Source organism: Lentzea sp. NPDC058436 (genome assembly GCF_042721515.1).
In the GTDB taxonomy this organism is placed as follows: domain Bacteria; phylum Actinomycetota; class Actinomycetes; order Mycobacteriales; family Pseudonocardiaceae; genus Lentzea.
In genome coordinates, this window is record NZ_JBHXLF010000002.1 from 280,171 (window position 1) to 296,829 (window position 16,659).

The 16,659-nt window shown below is 66.3% G+C and carries 15 protein-coding genes; 7 read left to right on the top strand and 8 right to left on the bottom strand.

Annotated features, from left to right (window positions below; translation table 11 throughout):
* Nucleotide 1 precedes the first annotated feature (1 nt).
* A complete protein-coding gene (locus ACFWN2_RS08740; protein WP_382425949.1) occupies nt 2-367 on the top strand; it encodes a LuxR C-terminal-related transcriptional regulator in 366 nt (121 codons plus the stop codon).
* 87 nt (nt 368-454) lie between these two features.
* On the opposite strand, the gene ACFWN2_RS08745 is transcribed toward ACFWN2_RS08740, so the two are convergent.
* The 7 genes from ACFWN2_RS08745 to ACFWN2_RS08775 form a co-directional block, all read right to left on the bottom strand.
* Entirely contained in the window at nt 455-1,471 is a 1,017-nt protein-coding gene (locus ACFWN2_RS08745; RefSeq protein ID WP_382425950.1) for a hypothetical protein, read from the bottom strand.
* Between the two features lie 134 nt (nt 1,472-1,605).
* Complete coding sequence (locus tag ACFWN2_RS08750; RefSeq protein ID WP_382425951.1) at nt 1,606-2,535, bottom strand: FRG domain-containing protein; 930 nt, start codon at nt 2,533-2,535, stop codon at nt 1,606-1,608.
* A 266-nt stretch (nt 2,536-2,801) separates the two neighbouring features.
* A complete protein-coding gene (locus tag ACFWN2_RS08755) occupies nt 2,802-6,446 on the bottom strand; it encodes a DUF4365 domain-containing protein (protein WP_382425952.1) in 3,645 nt (1,214 codons plus the stop codon).
* 353 nt (nt 6,447-6,799) lie between these two features.
* Entirely contained in the window at nt 6,800-7,096 is a 297-nt protein-coding gene (locus ACFWN2_RS08760) for a hypothetical protein (protein WP_382425954.1), read from the bottom strand.
* Nucleotides 7,075-7,791, bottom strand: coding sequence for a hypothetical protein (locus tag ACFWN2_RS08765; protein ID WP_382425956.1), 717 nt, complete (start codon nt 7,789-7,791; stop codon nt 7,075-7,077). Before ACFWN2_RS08765 ends, ACFWN2_RS08760 begins: the two co-directional genes overlap by 22 nt.
* Nucleotides 7,792-7,886: 95 nt before the next feature.
* Nucleotides 7,887-8,072 carry a hypothetical protein gene (locus tag ACFWN2_RS08770; protein ID WP_382425958.1) on the bottom strand — a complete coding sequence of 62 codons (186 nt, stop codon included), beginning with the start codon at nt 8,070-8,072 and terminating at the stop codon, nt 7,887-7,889.
* A 464-nt stretch (nt 8,073-8,536) separates the two neighbouring features.
* A complete protein-coding gene (locus ACFWN2_RS08775) occupies nt 8,537-9,925 on the bottom strand; it encodes a KamA family radical SAM protein (RefSeq protein WP_382425960.1) in 1,389 nt (462 codons plus the stop codon).
* 130 nt (nt 9,926-10,055) lie between these two features.
* On the opposite strand from ACFWN2_RS08775, the gene ACFWN2_RS08780 reads away from it, so the two are divergent.
* Together ACFWN2_RS08780 and ACFWN2_RS08785 are read left to right on the top strand one after the other, a co-directional pair.
* Nucleotides 10,056-10,520 (top strand): FxsA family protein, encoded by a 465-nt coding sequence (locus ACFWN2_RS08780; RefSeq protein ID WP_382425961.1) that lies wholly within the window; start codon nt 10,056-10,058, stop codon nt 10,518-10,520.
* On the top strand, nt 10,517-11,077 hold the full coding sequence (locus ACFWN2_RS08785) for a GNAT family N-acetyltransferase (protein WP_382425963.1): 561 nt from the start codon (nt 10,517-10,519) through the stop codon (nt 11,075-11,077). Before ACFWN2_RS08780 ends, ACFWN2_RS08785 begins: the two co-directional genes overlap by 4 nt.
* On the opposite strand, the gene ACFWN2_RS08790 is transcribed toward ACFWN2_RS08785, so the two are convergent.
* Nucleotides 11,074-11,469 carry an SsgA family sporulation/cell division regulator gene (locus ACFWN2_RS08790; protein ID WP_382425964.1) on the bottom strand — a complete coding sequence of 132 codons (396 nt, stop codon included), beginning with the start codon at nt 11,467-11,469 and terminating at the stop codon, nt 11,074-11,076. The genes ACFWN2_RS08785 and ACFWN2_RS08790 overlap by 4 nt on opposite strands.
* A 101-nt stretch (nt 11,470-11,570) precedes the next feature.
* Here ACFWN2_RS08790 and ACFWN2_RS08795 point away from each other — a divergent pair, with 101 nt between their 5' ends.
* The 4 genes from ACFWN2_RS08795 (at nt 11,571) to ACFWN2_RS08810 (ending at nt 16,656) form a co-directional block, all read left to right on the top strand.
* Entirely contained in the window at nt 11,571-12,530 is a 960-nt protein-coding gene (locus tag ACFWN2_RS08795; protein WP_382425966.1) for a TIGR03885 family FMN-dependent LLM class oxidoreductase, read from the top strand.
* Complete coding sequence (locus ACFWN2_RS08800; RefSeq protein ID WP_382425968.1) at nt 12,527-14,035, top strand: alpha-amylase family protein; 1,509 nt, start codon at nt 12,527-12,529, stop codon at nt 14,033-14,035. Before ACFWN2_RS08795 ends, ACFWN2_RS08800 begins: the two co-directional genes overlap by 4 nt.
* Before the next feature lie 70 nt (nt 14,036-14,105).
* Nucleotides 14,106-15,116 (top strand): L-erythro-3,5-diaminohexanoate dehydrogenase, encoded by a 1,011-nt coding sequence (locus ACFWN2_RS08805; protein WP_382425970.1) that lies wholly within the window; start codon nt 14,106-14,108, stop codon nt 15,114-15,116.
* Nucleotides 15,109-16,656 (top strand): amidohydrolase, encoded by a 1,548-nt coding sequence (locus tag ACFWN2_RS08810; RefSeq protein WP_382427418.1) that lies wholly within the window; start codon nt 15,109-15,111, stop codon nt 16,654-16,656. The genes ACFWN2_RS08805 and ACFWN2_RS08810 overlap by 8 nt, the downstream gene beginning before the upstream one ends.
* Nucleotides 16,657-16,659: the final 3 nt, after the last annotated feature.

Here is a 16,659-nt window from a genome sequence, read left to right on the forward strand (position 1 = left end):
CGTGGCGTCGACCCGTGCCGGCAATGTCTTCCAGCGTCCCCGCGCGGCCGCCGCGCAGACCGCGGTCTCCACCTCCGTCGGTGCCACGTCGCGGGGCCTGACCGCGGGCGGAGTCGGACTCGCCTCCGAGATGGCCGCTCAGGTGGTCAGCCAGCTCACCACGCCGGAGCCGACGATGTCCGGCCGCGGGGTCGAGGTGATCCGGTTCGTAGCGCAGGGCCTGAGCAACCGGGCGATCGCCTCGTCGCTCTTCCTCGCCGAAACCACGGTGGAGACGCACCTGGTCCGTCTCCACCGCAAGCTCGGAGCCGACAATCGCGCGGGCGCGGTGGTCGAGGCAGAGCGCCGCGCAGTTGTCGATCCCTAACAGGTGTCTTGGGCTCAAGCTGCGAGCCGCGCGGTGCGGGACCGACGTAGACAGGAGTTCAGTGCTTCGCCGCCGGAAGGCAGGCCTTCATCGTCGTCTGCTTCGGCTCCTGCTGGCCGCGAGGGCGCGTTTGACGGCCAGGGTCGCGCCGAGCGCGACCGCCGCGATGACAGCCGCAATCCAGGTCCTGTCTTCAGCGGGACGCTTGCGAGCAGGTTCATTCGGGCTCTCGACGATCGTGGCGTCCTGAGGACGGTCGGTAGCGATGCGTTCCCGCTGTCCCAGCACCACACCGCCGATGATCGTGAGAGCCATGAAGACGAAGGCCGCGTGGTGGACGTAGACACCCGCGGTCACGATCTTGCCTGGCCATCGTGTTGGTCCCGCGTCGCCGTTTCCAGTCAGTGCGGTCCAGACGTAGTAACAGGAATCGCCCAACGCAGTCCAAGGGTTCGACCGGTCAATGCGCTCGAACGGATCGAAGAGGATGGTGCTGCAGAACGTCGCGAGGACGCCGGTTGAGTAGGCGACGATGACCGCACCGACGAAGAAGGTGATCTCCGCAGTGCGGTTGTTCTGGAGGGCTAGGGCAGGGTTGTAGTAGGCCGTCCACGAACCCATGATCAGATGGCACAGGACGAGCTCTGTCGCGATCGACACTGAGCCGATCAGCAAAAGCAGGACAATCGCGAAGTGTGCGCTTCGTCCCCAGAGTCCCAGCTCGCGCACGTCGACCACAGAGGCGGAGAAAACCGTTGTGCCGCCGACAAGTCCTACGAAGGCGTAGTACGGCCAGGTGGATCGGATCAATCGCCACCACCCGGTCAGAGCGTGTCGCCGCCAGCCGGGACTTGTCCGGGCAAGTGTGCGACGAAGCCGGCCGAGACGCACTCCGAACGAGCGAAACAGCGCACCGGTGGTCTCGTACAGGACCGTGACCTGGTCGAAATCGGCCAAGCTCGCCAGGGACATCTCCCGGCGCCGGGAGGCGTAGTCGTTGCCTTTGGTCGCGATCCAGAGGAGTGCTCGTAGAAGCTCGTACACGCGTACGGCGGTCACTACGAGGAGCGCCGTCGCTGCGATCGCATGGGCGGTTCCGCTCACGGTGTCTCCTTGTACCGCATCTTCCTACGGGGCGTGGTGGGCGGCCTGGGGCGTCAGCCTGCGCATTTGGAGTAGGCGGTGCGCTCTGCAGAGAGCCTCGGTGGTGCGACCAGAAAAGTGGTGTGTCTTCGCGGCTAGTGCGAATCAAGGTTGAGGTTGCCTGCCCGCAGAGCGGTGACGAAGCCGGCGATGTCAGGGAACAACTGACGGTAGCTGCGGTTGTAGGTGCTTTCGAGGTGTGGCAACAACTTCCGCTTGAGAGCGGCCGGTATCACCAGCACGACGAAGGGCAGTTTCTTCGGCCGACCCGCTTTGCGAGATTCGGGAGCGAAGAGGGCGTTCAGGGCCTTGGAGCCTGGAGCGTCCGCCTGGTCGAGTGGCAGGCCGTCTATGCCTCGGGCGTTCAGGCCATCTGGAACGGCACCTGTCAGGAAGAGTCCTTCCTGGGCGACCATGCGCTGGTCCGGATACGACGGTCGGACCAGGAACGGGACTGCCTTCTCGTAGGAGATGGAGAGTGCGTTCTCCAGGTGCCAACCAAGTGGATCTTTCACCGTCCCCCAGGTTGCCGGCAGTTCATGGGCCGCGGTGGCGAGAACGTCGAGGCCGGTGACGTCAAACGCCATGAGTGCACCAGAAGTGTCCCGGCTCGATGTGGTTCTCTCGCAAGCGAACCACAGGGCGGTCATGGGATTGCTAGTGACATCAAGGAGCCGTGTGGGCGCTCCGTGATGCTGAAGGGTCGCGAGCACCTGTAGATCCGTTGCTGCTGCTCCGAGTTCCTTGCAGATACCCCACGACCGTGCTGCTCTGATCAAAGCCAGCTCTCGTAAGCGCACGTCGTCCTCAGCGATGAGCGATCCAGGGGTTCCCTTCAGGATCAGATCGCGGAGCAGCGACGACTGCAGCCGCCATTGACAGTTCGCCACGCCTCGCCACACGTAGCGCCTGCCCACCTGCAGAGTGCCCACGCGGCCTATCGCGCGCATGATGTCGTCGGCCGACTTGACCTTGTGCGCGAACCCGTTCCGGATCCAGTCGGCGGGGCTGTCGTAGGGGGTCATGAAATCCCTTCTCGAACCTCGGTCTGTGCTGGAGTCCAGATCACGGCTGTCAGGAGTGAATCGATTGGCTCGAGTGTTTGGTTACCGGCAGGGAGCTCTTGGAGGCTTTGCGGTCGGTCTTCTCGTGCAGCAGGCTGCCAACGTGACGGTCGAGGTCCTCGCGACGGGGCTGCCACGGTGGGCGAGAGTTGTTGCCGTGCGCACGAGGTGCCGGCTCGAAGACTCCGGGGTTCTGAAGGTGATGTGCTTGGCCGCTGCGACGACAGCTACTCCAGCGTCACCCCGGGCAGCAACCCGTGGCCGACCAACACAGCGTCTTCGACTGACCTTCGTCGCAGCTCCTGGATGAGGCTCGCCAGAACGAACCCCGGCTTTGGCGGGAGCCCTGCGACCGCGTGATGGGCAAGCAATTCCAGCATGTCCGGCGGAGCGGTCACTCCTATCTCGTGACAAGTGACCAGCGTTGCAACAACGAGCTGCTGGTAACGCTGAGTTCCTCTGGCCAAGCCGACCTCGGCGACCGCGCCAGCCAGTGCGGCTTTTGTGATGTCCACCAGCGCTGTCCTCGACTGAGCAGCAGCCACGGCGGCAATCGTCCGCCACACGCTCTCCCAATCGGGCAGGGAGCGCCACCAGCCTGGCCGGCTCAGCGCGACGTGCGCCGGTCCGATCTCCCAGTCGTGGAGTCTCGCCACGGCAACGATGCACTCCGGAGTGAGAGGCAGATCCACGACGTTGTGGAAGGCAAGGCGTTGGAGAACGACAGGTGAGTTCACAGAGCTGGACCGTTCTGACAGAACGGACAGCAGGTCTACCGTGCTGAACGTCCGAACGCCTCGACCACGAGCGGTCTGTCGGAGTACCGCGTCATCGCACCACAACGGAAGGTCGAGCTTGTTCGCCAGCGCGATGGCTTCTACGGCGGCACCCAGTCCCATGACGTCGGCGCGTTCGATGATCAAGCCTGACGCCAACACCTCGAGCGCCTCGGCCTGTTCTTGCAAGATCGCTCGCTGGGTGGGGCTGAGCTTGGTCCGCTCCACCGTCCCGTCCGCGCTGAGCGACGCGACAAAGGTCGCGATCGCCAACCCACGCACGGTGGCGCGGGTGTTGACCGCGTCGCCCACCGCTCCCCATGGTGCGATGAGTCTGGGGATCGCCGCCTTCAAGCGGCGCTTGTCGTCGTTGTCCAGCAGGGTGAGAAGGTGGATTGCGGAGAGATCGATCGTGCCCGAGCCTTGGTCGAGAGCCTCGTTTGCCGCTGCCTCACCTGCTCGGCGAAGACCTGTCGTGAGGTCGGACGCGAACAGAACTCCAGCCGGAGATTGCAGCAGTGCCGCACCGTAGGGCACTCGAACCAGCTGTGCGATGTCAGCACTGCTCTTCAGCCCGGAACGAAGCTGGTCGAGGTAATGCTGAACTGCAACCGGATCTGCCTGTTCCTGAGCGAGAACAGCCTGCAACGAAGCATCATCGCCCTTGACCTTGCGCACGCCGCGCGAGTCATGGCTGATTTCCTCGGCGAACCCCTTGACGGCCTCCGCCACCGAAGGACTGTAAGTCTCGTAGTCGCCAGTTGGTGCGTGGAACACTTCGCTCACGAGATGACCGATGATGGCGCTGCGTAGATCTCCTGGCGGCAACCTTCGCACCAAGTCGACCATGAGCAGAGCATCGTCGGCCGACAGCGAGACCCCAATGTGTAGCTGCATCCACAGTCTGATCTCGGCGTCCGTCGTGGGAACCGGCTTGTACCTGGCGAGAACTGCGCGCGCCTGTACTACATCGCCCGCACCGTGCAGCGCGGCAAGCAGGTTCCACGCGAGGTCGGGGTCTTCGTGCACGGCGAGGCCGATTCTCGCCACTCTGGTCGCTTCGGTGTACTGGCCATCCGCGACTTTCCGCGACAGGAGCCATTTGCACGCCTCAAGTCGTATGTCCACCGACAGAGCGTCGTTGGCGAGGATGGCGGCGCTGACTTCCTCAGCGCGGTCCAGCAGGTGATGACGGCGCAACAGATCAGCCAACAGCACCATCATGGTGGGGTCGGTTCGCGACCGGATCTGTTCCTCGCACTCCCGGATAGCCGCCTCAGGGCCGACCTGCTCCTCGAGGAGCGCGACCAGCGCGTGCACTGCTTGTGAATCACTGGAGATCAGTTCACGCAGCCGCGCGACACCCAGTTCCCGATCTGTGGTCCTGGCGAGGTGCTCGGCGCGCAGGATCTCCAGCGTGATCGAGGGAAGGATGCTCCGCCGCACCAACGAGTCTGCTGCCGCTGGCCACACCCCTAGACGCACCAACTTGGACACAAAACGTGCCGTGGCAGCGTCGTCCTTCGATTCCTGAGCCAGCTCGGTCCACATCGCTATACGTTCGGGCAGCGGGAGCCCGGCGTCCGTCTCGATCGCGGTCAACTCACGCAGCCGCGGGCCGGTCGGCAGCACCTGCTTGAAGAACTCCAGAGTTGAGTTGTTGCCCTCACCGAGCGCTGCCAAGGCGCCTAGGTGGGCGACAGCTTCGGAGACCGACTCGATCTCAAGGGCTGTTCCTCCTTGAGTGGTGGGTAAAGCCGTCTTGACTGCTTCGCGGTACTCGGCGTTCGACAGCTGGATCTCGACGAGCACCATCACCGCCTCCGCACTGGGGCCTGCCCAGCGTCGACGGTCCTCGACAGCTGCCTGAGCATGAGCGATCGCCCGTCGTCGCTCTTGCGGAGAGTGACTGCCTTCTTTCATCGCGCGTTGCCAGATGTTGCGGGCCAACTCAAGGCGGATACCACTGTGCGGCTCGCTGGACGTGTCCACTGCACGTTGTCGATAGGTGATCGCGGCGTTCAGATCGCCCCGGCGCACCGCGACTTCGCCGAGAAAGTTCAGCACCGTCGGTTCGCTGTCGAGCTCAGCCTCACTGGCCTCCCGGATGGACTGCGGCACCTCGACCTGTCCAGCAACGTCAACAGGAATAGCCAAGATCATGAAACCCACGTCAGCCAGCAGGATCTGGCCTCCATCGCGCGCACGACCGAAAAGTTCAGGTGCCCGCGACCGATCGTCGAACACCAGACTGAGCCCGGCGAACGCGAGGGCCCGCGCTGAACGCGGGCCTTCCGCCTCGGCCGCACGTTCGAACGCGTCGGCAGCTGCTCGATGACCTTCGTGGTCGCCTGCGTAAGCAGCAACCGCCATCCACAAGTCCTGGGCGACTTCGCTGTTCTCCAGCCAAGTCGGCCGTGCCGCTGTGATCGAGGCCGCTGTCATTGTCGGCTGCATGCGTCCGGTCGAGAGTCGGTCCGCAAGTTGAGCTGCTGCCAGTGAGTCCACCTGCGCCGCCCGACGCAGGTTTGCCACCGTGTCCGGTGGGAGGACACGGTAGTGCCGATACAAGGAGCCGACGAGGGTCTCGCTTCTTCCCCCGACTTCGAGCAGCTGGGCGAGCGCCGACCTGTCGAGCTGTTGTTCGCGAGGAACCGTCAGTTTGTAGGCCTTCTTTGTTTCCGTCACCGTGCTGGTGGACACGACTTCCCAGTAGGCCGTTCTATCGGCTTTGACGAGTACGACGACGACCGGAATCGAATGCCCGAGCCAGTACGAGATGTGGTCGGCATCGGGCCGGAAGACCCACCCGTCTGGAACTTCTTCGTTGAACCAGGACGGACCACTCTTGATCTGCAGGGCGATCAACCGGCCGGTCACCAGGTCATCGTCCGCCACGATCTCGGCGTGCGCGTCGATGCCGTAGTCCTTGACAGGTTGCTCGCGAAAGATCCAATCAAGTTCGTCTTCCACGAGGTCAGCGACGGCCCGGACCCCGCGGTCAGCGGCGCGGTCGGTGTTACCGCGCCGCATGCCGGGCGCTCGTTTGCCGTGAGGTCTGGCATCCTTGGACGAGCTGTCCGGCTGGGGTTCCACCGGCTGATTATCGAGCTGCAGGTGGTGTCCCGCAGGGAGAAACGCCCGGCGAAGTACTCACGACCTAGACCTGAGGTGACGGCGCTGCTCGCCGTCTTGCTCGTGCCCAGCGGTCGGCGTGAGACTGCATTGGCCTGATTGCAGGTCAGCCAGGATGCGGGACTGAGGTCGCACCGCATCCTGGCGGACACCGCGACGCCGATCACGCACGAACCGAGGCCCTGATGCTCGCGCCTTGTCACCTGCGATCGAGGTCGGCTGATGACTGTGCTCGCTCGGGCGTGCCTCCCGCCAGCTCCGTGCAGGACAGAAGCAGCGATACCCTGCTTACGCGGCCCTCTCGACCTCTCCCATCACCGCAAACTACCTGCGTTGTTGAGAGGCAGCTCGTCGCTCTTCGAGCGAAGAACCGCTTCGGACGCAAGTGCGGGAAGCCCGCAGCGCTTGGGCAATGACTTGACGATCAGGCTTTCAGCGCTCTCGAAGTACGTGGAACGGCGCCAGTTGGTCAACCAAGCGAATCGTGTTCCGGTGGCCGTCGGCATAGCTGATCTCGTAGTTGACAACGCCGAGCCAATCACCGTCGACACTGGGAAACGCCCGTGCAGCAGCCCATTGGCCGTTCCGGTCAGGTCGAGACCGTCAGCCACCCAGGTTCCCTGTCGGTGAATACGGCCTCGCAGTAGGCGTAGGCCACTGAGATCGCGTCGATGTCGGTGATGGGATTCGACTTCCACACGTGGGCGGGGTTCTGGTGAAACCGTGTCTTCACGCTGATTGCAACCTGGGCCTGCGACATCGAGGTAAGGAGGGTTCTCATCTGATCATCGGTGGGCTCGAACGCCGGCTGGCCGGAGTTGACTCGGTCGATTCTGATGCGTGTGAACATGTCGAGCCACTCATGCACGAACTCTCGGGCGGTGATGAGATCTCGTAGCCGACCGCGGTGCAGCTTCGGATTCTCCTTCAGAACGCGGGCTGTATCTCGCTCGAAGCCGACACGGCTCTCATGAGTCGCCAGCGGAATTTCTGGACGGTAGCCGTACTGGTTGCGCAGATCGTCGACCTCGTCGTCGGCGGGGCCACGCAGGGCATCGTGCTCAAGCTTGAAGTTGAGCTCGGCCATCGTGCGGTCGAACTCCACGGTGCCGGTGGCGCGACGAAAGTCTTCCGTCTTGTCATTGCCGTGCTCGTCGACGATCTTGAGTCCGCCGACCAGACCGAACGCATGTCCGATAGTCGATCTTATGAGCGGGTAGGCGAGTTCATCGGGCAACGGTTCACCAGTGATCGAGGCGATGCCGGCAATGAACTCAAGATGCCCTAAGGTGGGACGACCAAGCATGTACTGATACCCGGTCAGGGGTTCAAGGATGTCCGCCAGCGCACGACGTTGCTTCGGGTCGACGATCTTGGCGATCTCCCAGACATGGGATTCGCTCAGCGGAAAGGTCGCACGAGGTTCGCATGCTGCGCGACGCGCCGATTCGACAGGCGACCGTATGCCTGGACAGCCTTCGGATGACCTGTCCGCACTCTCGCCATCGCGACGATGTGATTCAGGTCGAGGTACACCAGCGGGATCTTTGGTCGCATCACTTGCGCCCAGACCAGCTTGTCAGCCATGGGCACTCTCGGCTGGCTTGTCACTGCACCTCTCCTTCCCGGATTCTCGGGTGGCGGCACATTACCTTCGGTCAGGCCTTGCTGACACTTCCTTTTGATGTGGCCGAATCGAACCGTCGGATTTCTGGCGCCTTGATGTCCGAAGGTGGTTTTAGTGAAAGGCTCTCCGGCTCACGGCGGAGGCAACGCAGCCCCTGGCTCGGTCCGCCATGGGGCGAGGTCGCTCGTCTGAGGAGAACGGCGCCCTGCTCGATCGCAAGGGGGTGTGTCGTCGTGCACTGGACCATTGCCCGGTCGAAGGACGTCCACTATGGATCGCGGCGACCGTCCATTGTGGACTTCTGGGGCCCCTTCTGGGCCCCTTCTCGTCGAGACTCAATGAGTCACGATGGGTCTGAACAGGCAAAACATGCCGATGGGGCCGTCCTCGGAAGGTGCTCCGAGAACGGCCCCATCGTGACCCATCAGGTCTGATCGGTCCACCACTTCTGGCCGGCCGTGCCGAGTGTGGAGATCGGGTCGTAGTAGGGGTAGCGACGGTCGAGAGCCTCCGGGTCTTCGAGCTCGATCCCGGTGCGGTAGTTCTTCGTCCAGTAGGAAATGCCCAGCTCACGGTCGTATTCGGCGAGCTGGTGCACCCACCGCTTACCGACGTACGGCACATCGCACACGATCCGCGGCGTCGCATACCCAGGCAGGTAGCCCATGATCGAGTGCTGGAGTTCCTGCGCCTCCCACACCGACACCCGCCAGTGCTCCGCGTTGGGGATCATGTCGCACATGTAGAAGTAGTACGGCAGGATGTTCGCTTCCCCTTGCAGCGCAAAGCAAAGGTCCAGCAGGTCGTCCGGCGTCGCGTTGACGCCCTTCATCAGCACGCCCTGGTTTCGGACGTCCCGCACGCCGACCTCCAACGCCGTACGCGCGGCCTCGGCGACGAGGGGGGTCACGGACTGTGCGTGGTTCACGTGGGTGTGGATCGCGAGGTTCACGCCGCGGCGTGAGGCGGTGCGGGCGACTCGCTCCAAGCCCTCGACGACCCGTGGCTGGAGCCAGTGCTGCGGCAGGCCCGCCAGGGCCTTGGTGGCGAGGCGAACGTCGCGGACCGTGTCGATGTCGAGCACGCGCATCAAGAACGACTCGAGCTGCGGCCACGGCACGTTCGCCACGTCGCCGCCGGAGACCACGACGTCGCGGACGCCAGGGGTCTTCTTCAGGTACTCGATCATCTGGTCCTGGCGGTCTACCGGCTTGAGCGAGAGCTTGTGCTTGTCGATCAACGGCGTGGAGTTGCCGACGAGGTCCATGCGGGTGCAGTGGCCGCAGTACTGCGGGCAGGTCGACACCATCTCGGCGAGGACCTTGGTGGGGTAGCGGTGCGTGAGGCCCTCGACGACCCACATCTCCGCCTCGTGCAGCGAGTCGCGCTGGGAGTGCGGGTGCGACGGCCACTGGGTGTCGCGGTCCGAGGAGACCGGGAGCATGTAGCGGCGGACCGGGTCGTTCAGGAACGCCTCGGTGAACGCGTCCGGGGTGAGGTCCGCGTCGACCGCCATCGTGTTGAACATCTGCGGCGGGATCAGCATCGACATCGTCGCGAAGGCGTCCATGTCCTTCGCGAGGTCGTCGTAGAACCTGTCGGTGAGCAGGTCGCCCGCGACCTTGCGGAGCTGCTTCACGTTCTTCACGCAGTTCACGCGCTGCCACTGGGCGTCGCGCCACTGCGCCTCGGTCACGTGCGACCAGCCGGGGAAGCGGCGCCAGTCCGGTTCGACCAGCTCTCGGCGGACGTACGTGTACGGCTGGCGGTCCAGCCGCTCCAGCGCCGTGGGGGCGTCGTGCAGCGCGGTCATCCGTACTCCTCAGCGTCGAGGTGGCGTAAAGATATCCTGTCATATCGCTAGGCTGCCGTAAATATTTCAGCTCAACGCCTGGTCGTGGGGCGGTTGGGAGCAAAGACGGGGTGTCGTGCGTTGAGGAGGTATGCCCCTCTTCGCGCTGCTGCTGATCGGCTTCTTCGCCGAGATCGCGGTCCTCGTCGCCGTCGGCAACGCCATCGGCGGGCTCTGGGTGATCGCACTGCTCCTGCTCAGCACCCTCGTCGGGTTGTCGCTGGTGCGCCGCCAGGGCGCGCAGACGATGGCCGCGTTCCGCGAGTCGGTGTTCCGGCGTCAGGAGCCGCACCAGGAGATGGCCGACGGCGTGCTGATCGCGACGGCCGGCGCGCTGATCATGGTGCCGGGCTTCATCAGCGACGTCGTCGCGTTGTTCCTGCTCTTCCCGCCCACGCGCCGGCTCGTGAGCCGCCGGATCGCGCGCAAGGCGGAGGCGGCGGCGCTCAAGTTCGAGCACGACCGCCGCTTCGGCGCCGGTCAGGTCGTCGAGGGCGAGGTCATCACCGTCGACGCCGACCCGGTCGTCATCACGGAGCGGCGCGAGATCAGGTGATCCGCGCGTACCGGCCCGGCGACCTGGACGCGCTGTACGACATCTGCCTCGACACCGGCAACGGCGGCCAGGGCGCGCGTCACCTGTTCGAGGACCCGCGTCTGATGGGTCACGCCTACGTCGGCCCGTACGTGGCGTTCGAGCCCGACCTGGTGTTCGTGGCGGAGGACGACGAGGGTGTCTGCGGCTACGCGCTCGCGACGGCCGACACGGAGGCGTTCGAAGACCGCTGCGACCGCGACTGGTGGCCTGACCTGCGCGTCCGCTACCCGTTGGTGCGGGATCCGAACCGGATCGTGCGGCAGATCCACGCGCCCGCGCGCGTCGACTCGATGCTGATCAAGGACTATCCGGCGCACCTGCACGCCAACCTGCTGCCCCGCGCGAAGGGCAGGGGCTTCGGCGGCACCCTCGTGCGCACCGTGCTCGAACGCCTGGAGAAGGGCGTGCATGTGCACGTGCGGCACCACAACACGCACGCGATCGGTTTCTGGGAGCACCTCGGCTTCCGCGTGATCGACTCCGCCGACAAGCTCGTGCTGGGCCTGCGCCTCTAGCCCAGGAGATCCTTCAGCAGGAGGTCGAAGTCGAAGACCTCCTGCCCGGCCGGCACCGCCGCGTAGGTCGACTTCAGGAACCGGCGCAGCTCCTCCGCTGACAGGTGGAACACCGCGTGCGAGTCCTCGGTGAACAGCTCCAGCACCAGGACGTCGCCGTCGGCGGGCCGCAGCCGCACGTCGCCGAGGCCGGTGGGGGAGAGCAGGCCCTCGGAGAGCAGAGCGCGCCCGACGAGCCAGGTCGACTCCTGGTCCCGAGTGTGAAAACGCATGGTCACGGCATGCGGATCGTCTGATCGGTACTGGAGGTCGACGCTCATCGGCTCGGCCGAGCCGTCGGGCCGGATGAACTCCACGACGGTGGCGGTGCCGAGCCTGGTCTCGTTGAACATCGCCGTTCCTCCTCCACGGTGAGGGTGCTGCATTCCACACGGCTCGTGGTTCGGATCGGTTCAACGCTTCCTCGAAGAAGGTTTTGGGTACCTGGAAGCGCATGACCGTTTACGGCATCCATGCGTCCCATGAGCAGGTCCACCCAACCGGTCTGCTGGCCGCCGTGAACCGGGCCGAGGAGGCCGGGTTCGTCGCCGCCATGAGTTCCGACCACTTCTCGCCGTGGAGCGCGCGACAGGGCCAGTCGGGCTTCGCCTGGTCCTGGCTCGGCGCGGCACTGCAGGCGACCGACCTGCCGTTCGGCGTGGTCACGGCACCCGGCCAGCGCTACCACCCGGCGATCACGGCCCAGGCGATCGGCACGCTCGGCGCGATGTACCCCGGCCGGTTCTGGGCCGCGCTCGGCACCGGCGAGGCGAGCAACGAGCACATCACCGGTGACGGCTGGCCCCGCAAGGACGTCCGCACGCAACGGCTGCGCGAGTGCGTCGACGTCATCCGCGCGCTCCTCAACGGCGAGGAGGTCAGCCACGACGGCCTCGTCACGGTCGACCGCGCGAAGCTGTGGACGCTGCCGGACGAGGTGCCGCTGCTGCTCGGCGCCGCGGTGAGCCCGGAGACCGCCCGCTGGTGCGCCGAGTGGGCCGACGGGCTGATCACCGTCAACGCGTCGCCCGACCGCCTGAAGGAGGTCGCGGGCGCCTACCGGGACGCCGGCGGCAAGGGCAAGCTCCACCTGCAGATGCACCTCAGTTGGGCCGAAGACGACGACACGGCTCTCGCGATCGCCCACGAACAGTGGCGCAGCAACGTGTTCCGTCCGCCCGTGTGCTGGGACCTCGAATTGGCCGAGCACTTCGACGTCGTCGCCGAGCACGTCACGCCGGAGGCGGTCACCAAGGTCGTGGACGTGTCGTCCGACCTCAAGTGGTACGCCGACCGCCTGCAGGAGTACGCCTCGCTGGGGTTCGAGGAGATCTACCTGCACCACGTCGGCCAGGACCTGATCCCGTTCGTCGACGCGTTCGGCGAGCACGTGTTACCGGAGGTGAAGGCGTGATCCGCACGTCCGACGTCTGGTGGAAGAACGCCGTCCTCTACTGCCTCGACGTGGAGACGTTCTCCGCCGAGGGCTTCCGCGGCGCCACCGAACGCATCGACCACCTTCACGCCTTGGGCGTCACGTGTGTGTGGCTGATGCCGTTCTACCCCACGCCCGAACGCGACGACGGCTACGACATCACCGACTTCTACTCGGTCGACCCCCGCCTCGGCACGCTGGGCGACTTCGTGGAGTTCGTGCGCGCCGCACGCGACCGTGGCATGCGCGTGATCGCCGACCTCGTCGTCAACCACACCTCCGACGAGCACCCGTGGTTCCACGACCCGGACAAGCGCGACTGGTACGTCTGGGCCGACGAGCCGCAGGAGGACGGACCGCAGGGGATCACGTTCCCGGACAAGGAGAACAGCCTCTGGGAGTACTCCGAGGAGGTCGGGAAGTACTACCTGCACCGCTTCTACAAGCACCAGCCCGACCTCAACGTCAGCAACCCCGAGGTGCGCGACGAGATCGCCCGCATCATGGGCTTCTGGATGGAACTGGGCCTGAGCGGCTTCCGCGTCGACGCCGTCCCGTTCCTGTTGGAGCACAACGACCCCAAGGACGCCGTCGACCTGCCCGACCCCCACGACTACCTCACGGACCTGAGGGCGTTCCTCAACCGCCGCAACGGCGAGGCAGTGCTGCTGGGCGAGGTGAACCTGCCGTACAAGGACACGATGCCCTTCTACGGCCAGGGCGTCGGCGACGAGCTGACCATGTGCTTCGACTTCGTCGGCATGCAGGCCATGTACCTGGCCCTGGCGCGGAAGTCGACCGGCCCGCTGGTCAAGGCCCTGCAGGAACGCCCGCAGCCGCCGCGCGACGGTCACTGGGCCACGTTCGTCCGCAACCACGACGAGCTCACGCTGGACAAGTTGCCGCTAGACGAACGCCAGGAGGTCTTCGACGCGTTCGGCCCCGACCCGAAGATGCAGCTGTACGGACGCGGCCTGCGCCGGCGGCTGCCCGGCATGTTCGACGGGGACCAGCGCCGCATCCGGATGGTCTACAGCCTCCTGTTCACCCTGCCGGGCACACCGGTGCTCTTCTACGGCGAGGAGATCGGCCTGGAGGAGGACCTGTCGCTGGAGGGCAGGCTCGCGGTCAGGGTGCCGATGGACTGGGAGACGGCGGGCAGGCAGCGCCACGAGAAGGACTCGCTGCTGACGTGGATGCGGCAGCTGGTCGAGTGCTACCGCGAGTGCCCCGAGCTGGCCTGGGGTGACGTGAAGGTGCTCGACGTCGGCGACCCGTCCGTGTTCGCCCACCGCGCCGAGTGCGACGGCGGCGTGGTGATCCTCGTGCACAACTTCGCCGACCAGGACGTGACCGTGCGCGTCCCCGCCGAGGGGGTGCTCACGAACGTGCTCACCGGCGAGGACGTGAAGCCGGCGAAGACCGGCGCCAAGGTGGACCTCGCGCCCTACGACTGCCGGTGGTTCCGCCTGAACACCGAGTGATACTTGCGCAGTCTTTACGCTTCACGTGAAGATATCTTCGAGACAGCGTCGTCGACCGAAGGATTTTCGCGTGAGCGCGTACGGACTGCACCGCGTCCTCGAACCCGCCGGCGTCCTGCCGCAGCAGGCGTGGCGGCTCGACGCGGAACCCGTGCCCGCCGCCGACGAGGTGGTCGTCGCTGTCGAGCGGCTCAACCTCGACGCCGCCTCGTTCCGGCAGCTCAGGGAGCAGCACGGCAGCGGTGCGGCGGTCCGTCAGGCCGTGCTCGACATCGTTGCCGAGCGCGGCAAGATGCAGAACCCGGTCACCGGGTCGGGCGGCATGCTGCTCGGCACCGTCCTGGAGGTGGGGCCGGAGTCGCCGCTCGGGCTCAAGGCCGGTGACCGGATCGCGACGCTGGTCAGCCTCACGCTCACGCCGTTGAAGATCAACGACGGCCTGCAGGACTGGGACGGCGAGGACGAGCAGGTGCCGTGCCGGGGGACCGCGGTGCTGTTCGGGAGGTCCATCGCGGCCGTGCTGCCGGACGACATGCCGAACGAACTGGCCTTGTCCGTGCTCGACGTGTGCGGTGCACCGGCGCTGACGGACCGTGTGGTGCGCAAGCACCCTGGTGGGTCGGTGCTGGTGCTCGGCGGTGGCGGTAAGTCCGGGTCGCTTTCTCTCGCGGCCGCGCGTCAGGCCGGTGCGTCGCGCCTCGTCGCGTTGGTGCCAACGGAACGTGAGGCCGCGCAGGTTCGTGAGTCCGGCCTCGCGGACGAGGTCGTGATCGCGGACGCACGCAATCCGGTCGCCGTGGCGGAGGCCGTGGGCAAGCAGGTCGACGTCACGGTCGTGTGCGTGGACGTGCCGGGGTGCGAGCACGGCGCCATCCTCGCCACCGCGGACGGCGGCACGGTGATCTTCTTCTCGATGGCCACCTCGTTCAGCGCGGCCGCCCTCGGTGCGGAGGGGCTCGCGGCGGACGTGGAGATGATCGTCGGCAACGGCTATGTGCCTGGTCACGCCCAGTTCGCGTTGGACCTGGTCCGGAGCCGGGCGGGTGTGCGCGCCCTGTTCGAGCAACGGCAGACTGCGTGACGTGAGTACGCAACTTTTGGTCGGCGGCCGCATCTACGCACCGGATGCGACGGCGATGGCCGTCACGGACGGTGTGGTCGTGTGGATCGGACAGGACTCGGTCGGGCACGCGCTGCACCCGGACGCCGAGGTCGTCAACCTCGACGGCGCCTTCGTCGCGCCCGCGTTCGTCGACGCGCACGTGCACGCCACGTCCGCCGGGCTGCTCCTGACCGGCCTCGACCTGACCAGGACGTCCTCTGTGGACGAACTGCTCCAACGCGTCCGCGACGCCGAGGGCCCCCTCGTGTGGGGGCACGGGTGGGACGAGACGCGCTGGCAGGAGAACCGTCCGCCGACGCGCGCCGAGATCGACGAGGCCGCCCAGGGCAAGACGGTCTACCTGTCGCGCATCGACGTTCATTCGGCGCTGGTGTCCTCGGACCTCGTAACCGACGAGGCCCGTGCCGCCGACGGCTACTCGGAGGACGGCCCTCTCTCGCGTGCCGCACACCACCACGTGCGCGGCACGGCGAAAGCCGCCATCACGCCCGAACAGCGCGAGGCCGCTCAACTGGCGTTCCTGCACTACGCGGCGTCACGCGGCATCGCGTCCGTGCACGAGTGCGCGGGCCCGGACATCTCCGGCGAGGACGACCTGCGTGAGTTGCTCGCGCACACCGAGGGCCCCGAGGTGGTGGCCTACTGGGGTGCCCACGAGCTGCCGTCGGTGACGGTGCGCGGCCTCGCCGGCGACCACTTCGTCGACGGCGCGATCGGTTCCCGCACGGCCGCGCTCGTGGACCCCTACGCCGACGCGGACACGAGCGGCGCCCTCTACCTGGACGCACGCCAGATCGCCGAGCACCTGGTCAAGTGCACCGAACTGGGGATTCAGGCGGGCTTCCACGTCATCGGCGACGCGGGCATGGCCGCGGTGGTCGAGGGCTTCGAGATCGCGGAGAAGGCGCTCGGCACCCCCGAACTCGCCTCCGCCCGCCACCGCCTCGAACACGTCGAGATGGTGTCGAAGGAGCAGGCGGAGAAACTGGCCGGGTGGGGTGTCATCGCCTCCGTCCAGCCGCTGTTCGACGCCGAGTGGGGCGGTCCGACCGGCATGTACGTGCAGCGCCTCGGGGACGAGCGCGGAGTGGGGCTGAACCCCTTTTCACGTCTCGCGGCCGCCGGTGTCGTGCTCGCGTTCGGTTCGGACACCCCGGTGACCGCCATCGACCCGTGGGCCGCCGTGAAGGCCGCTGTGCACCACAGGACCGACGGCCACGGCGTCTCACCGCGGGCCGCCTTCACCGCCCACACGCGGGGCGGCTGGCGCGCGGCGGGCGTGGACGACGGCCTGACCGGCACGCTCCAGCCCGGCGCACCCGCGACGTACGCGGTGTGGGAGACCGGCGACCTGGTCGTCGCCGGAAGTGACGCGCGCGTGCAGCGCTGGTCGACCGACCCGCGCTCGGGCGTGCCAGGACTGCCCGACCTCACCGGTCCCGCGCCCGTCTGCGTGCGGACCGTGCTGAACGGCCGGACTATCTACGAAAGGAAGTGACAC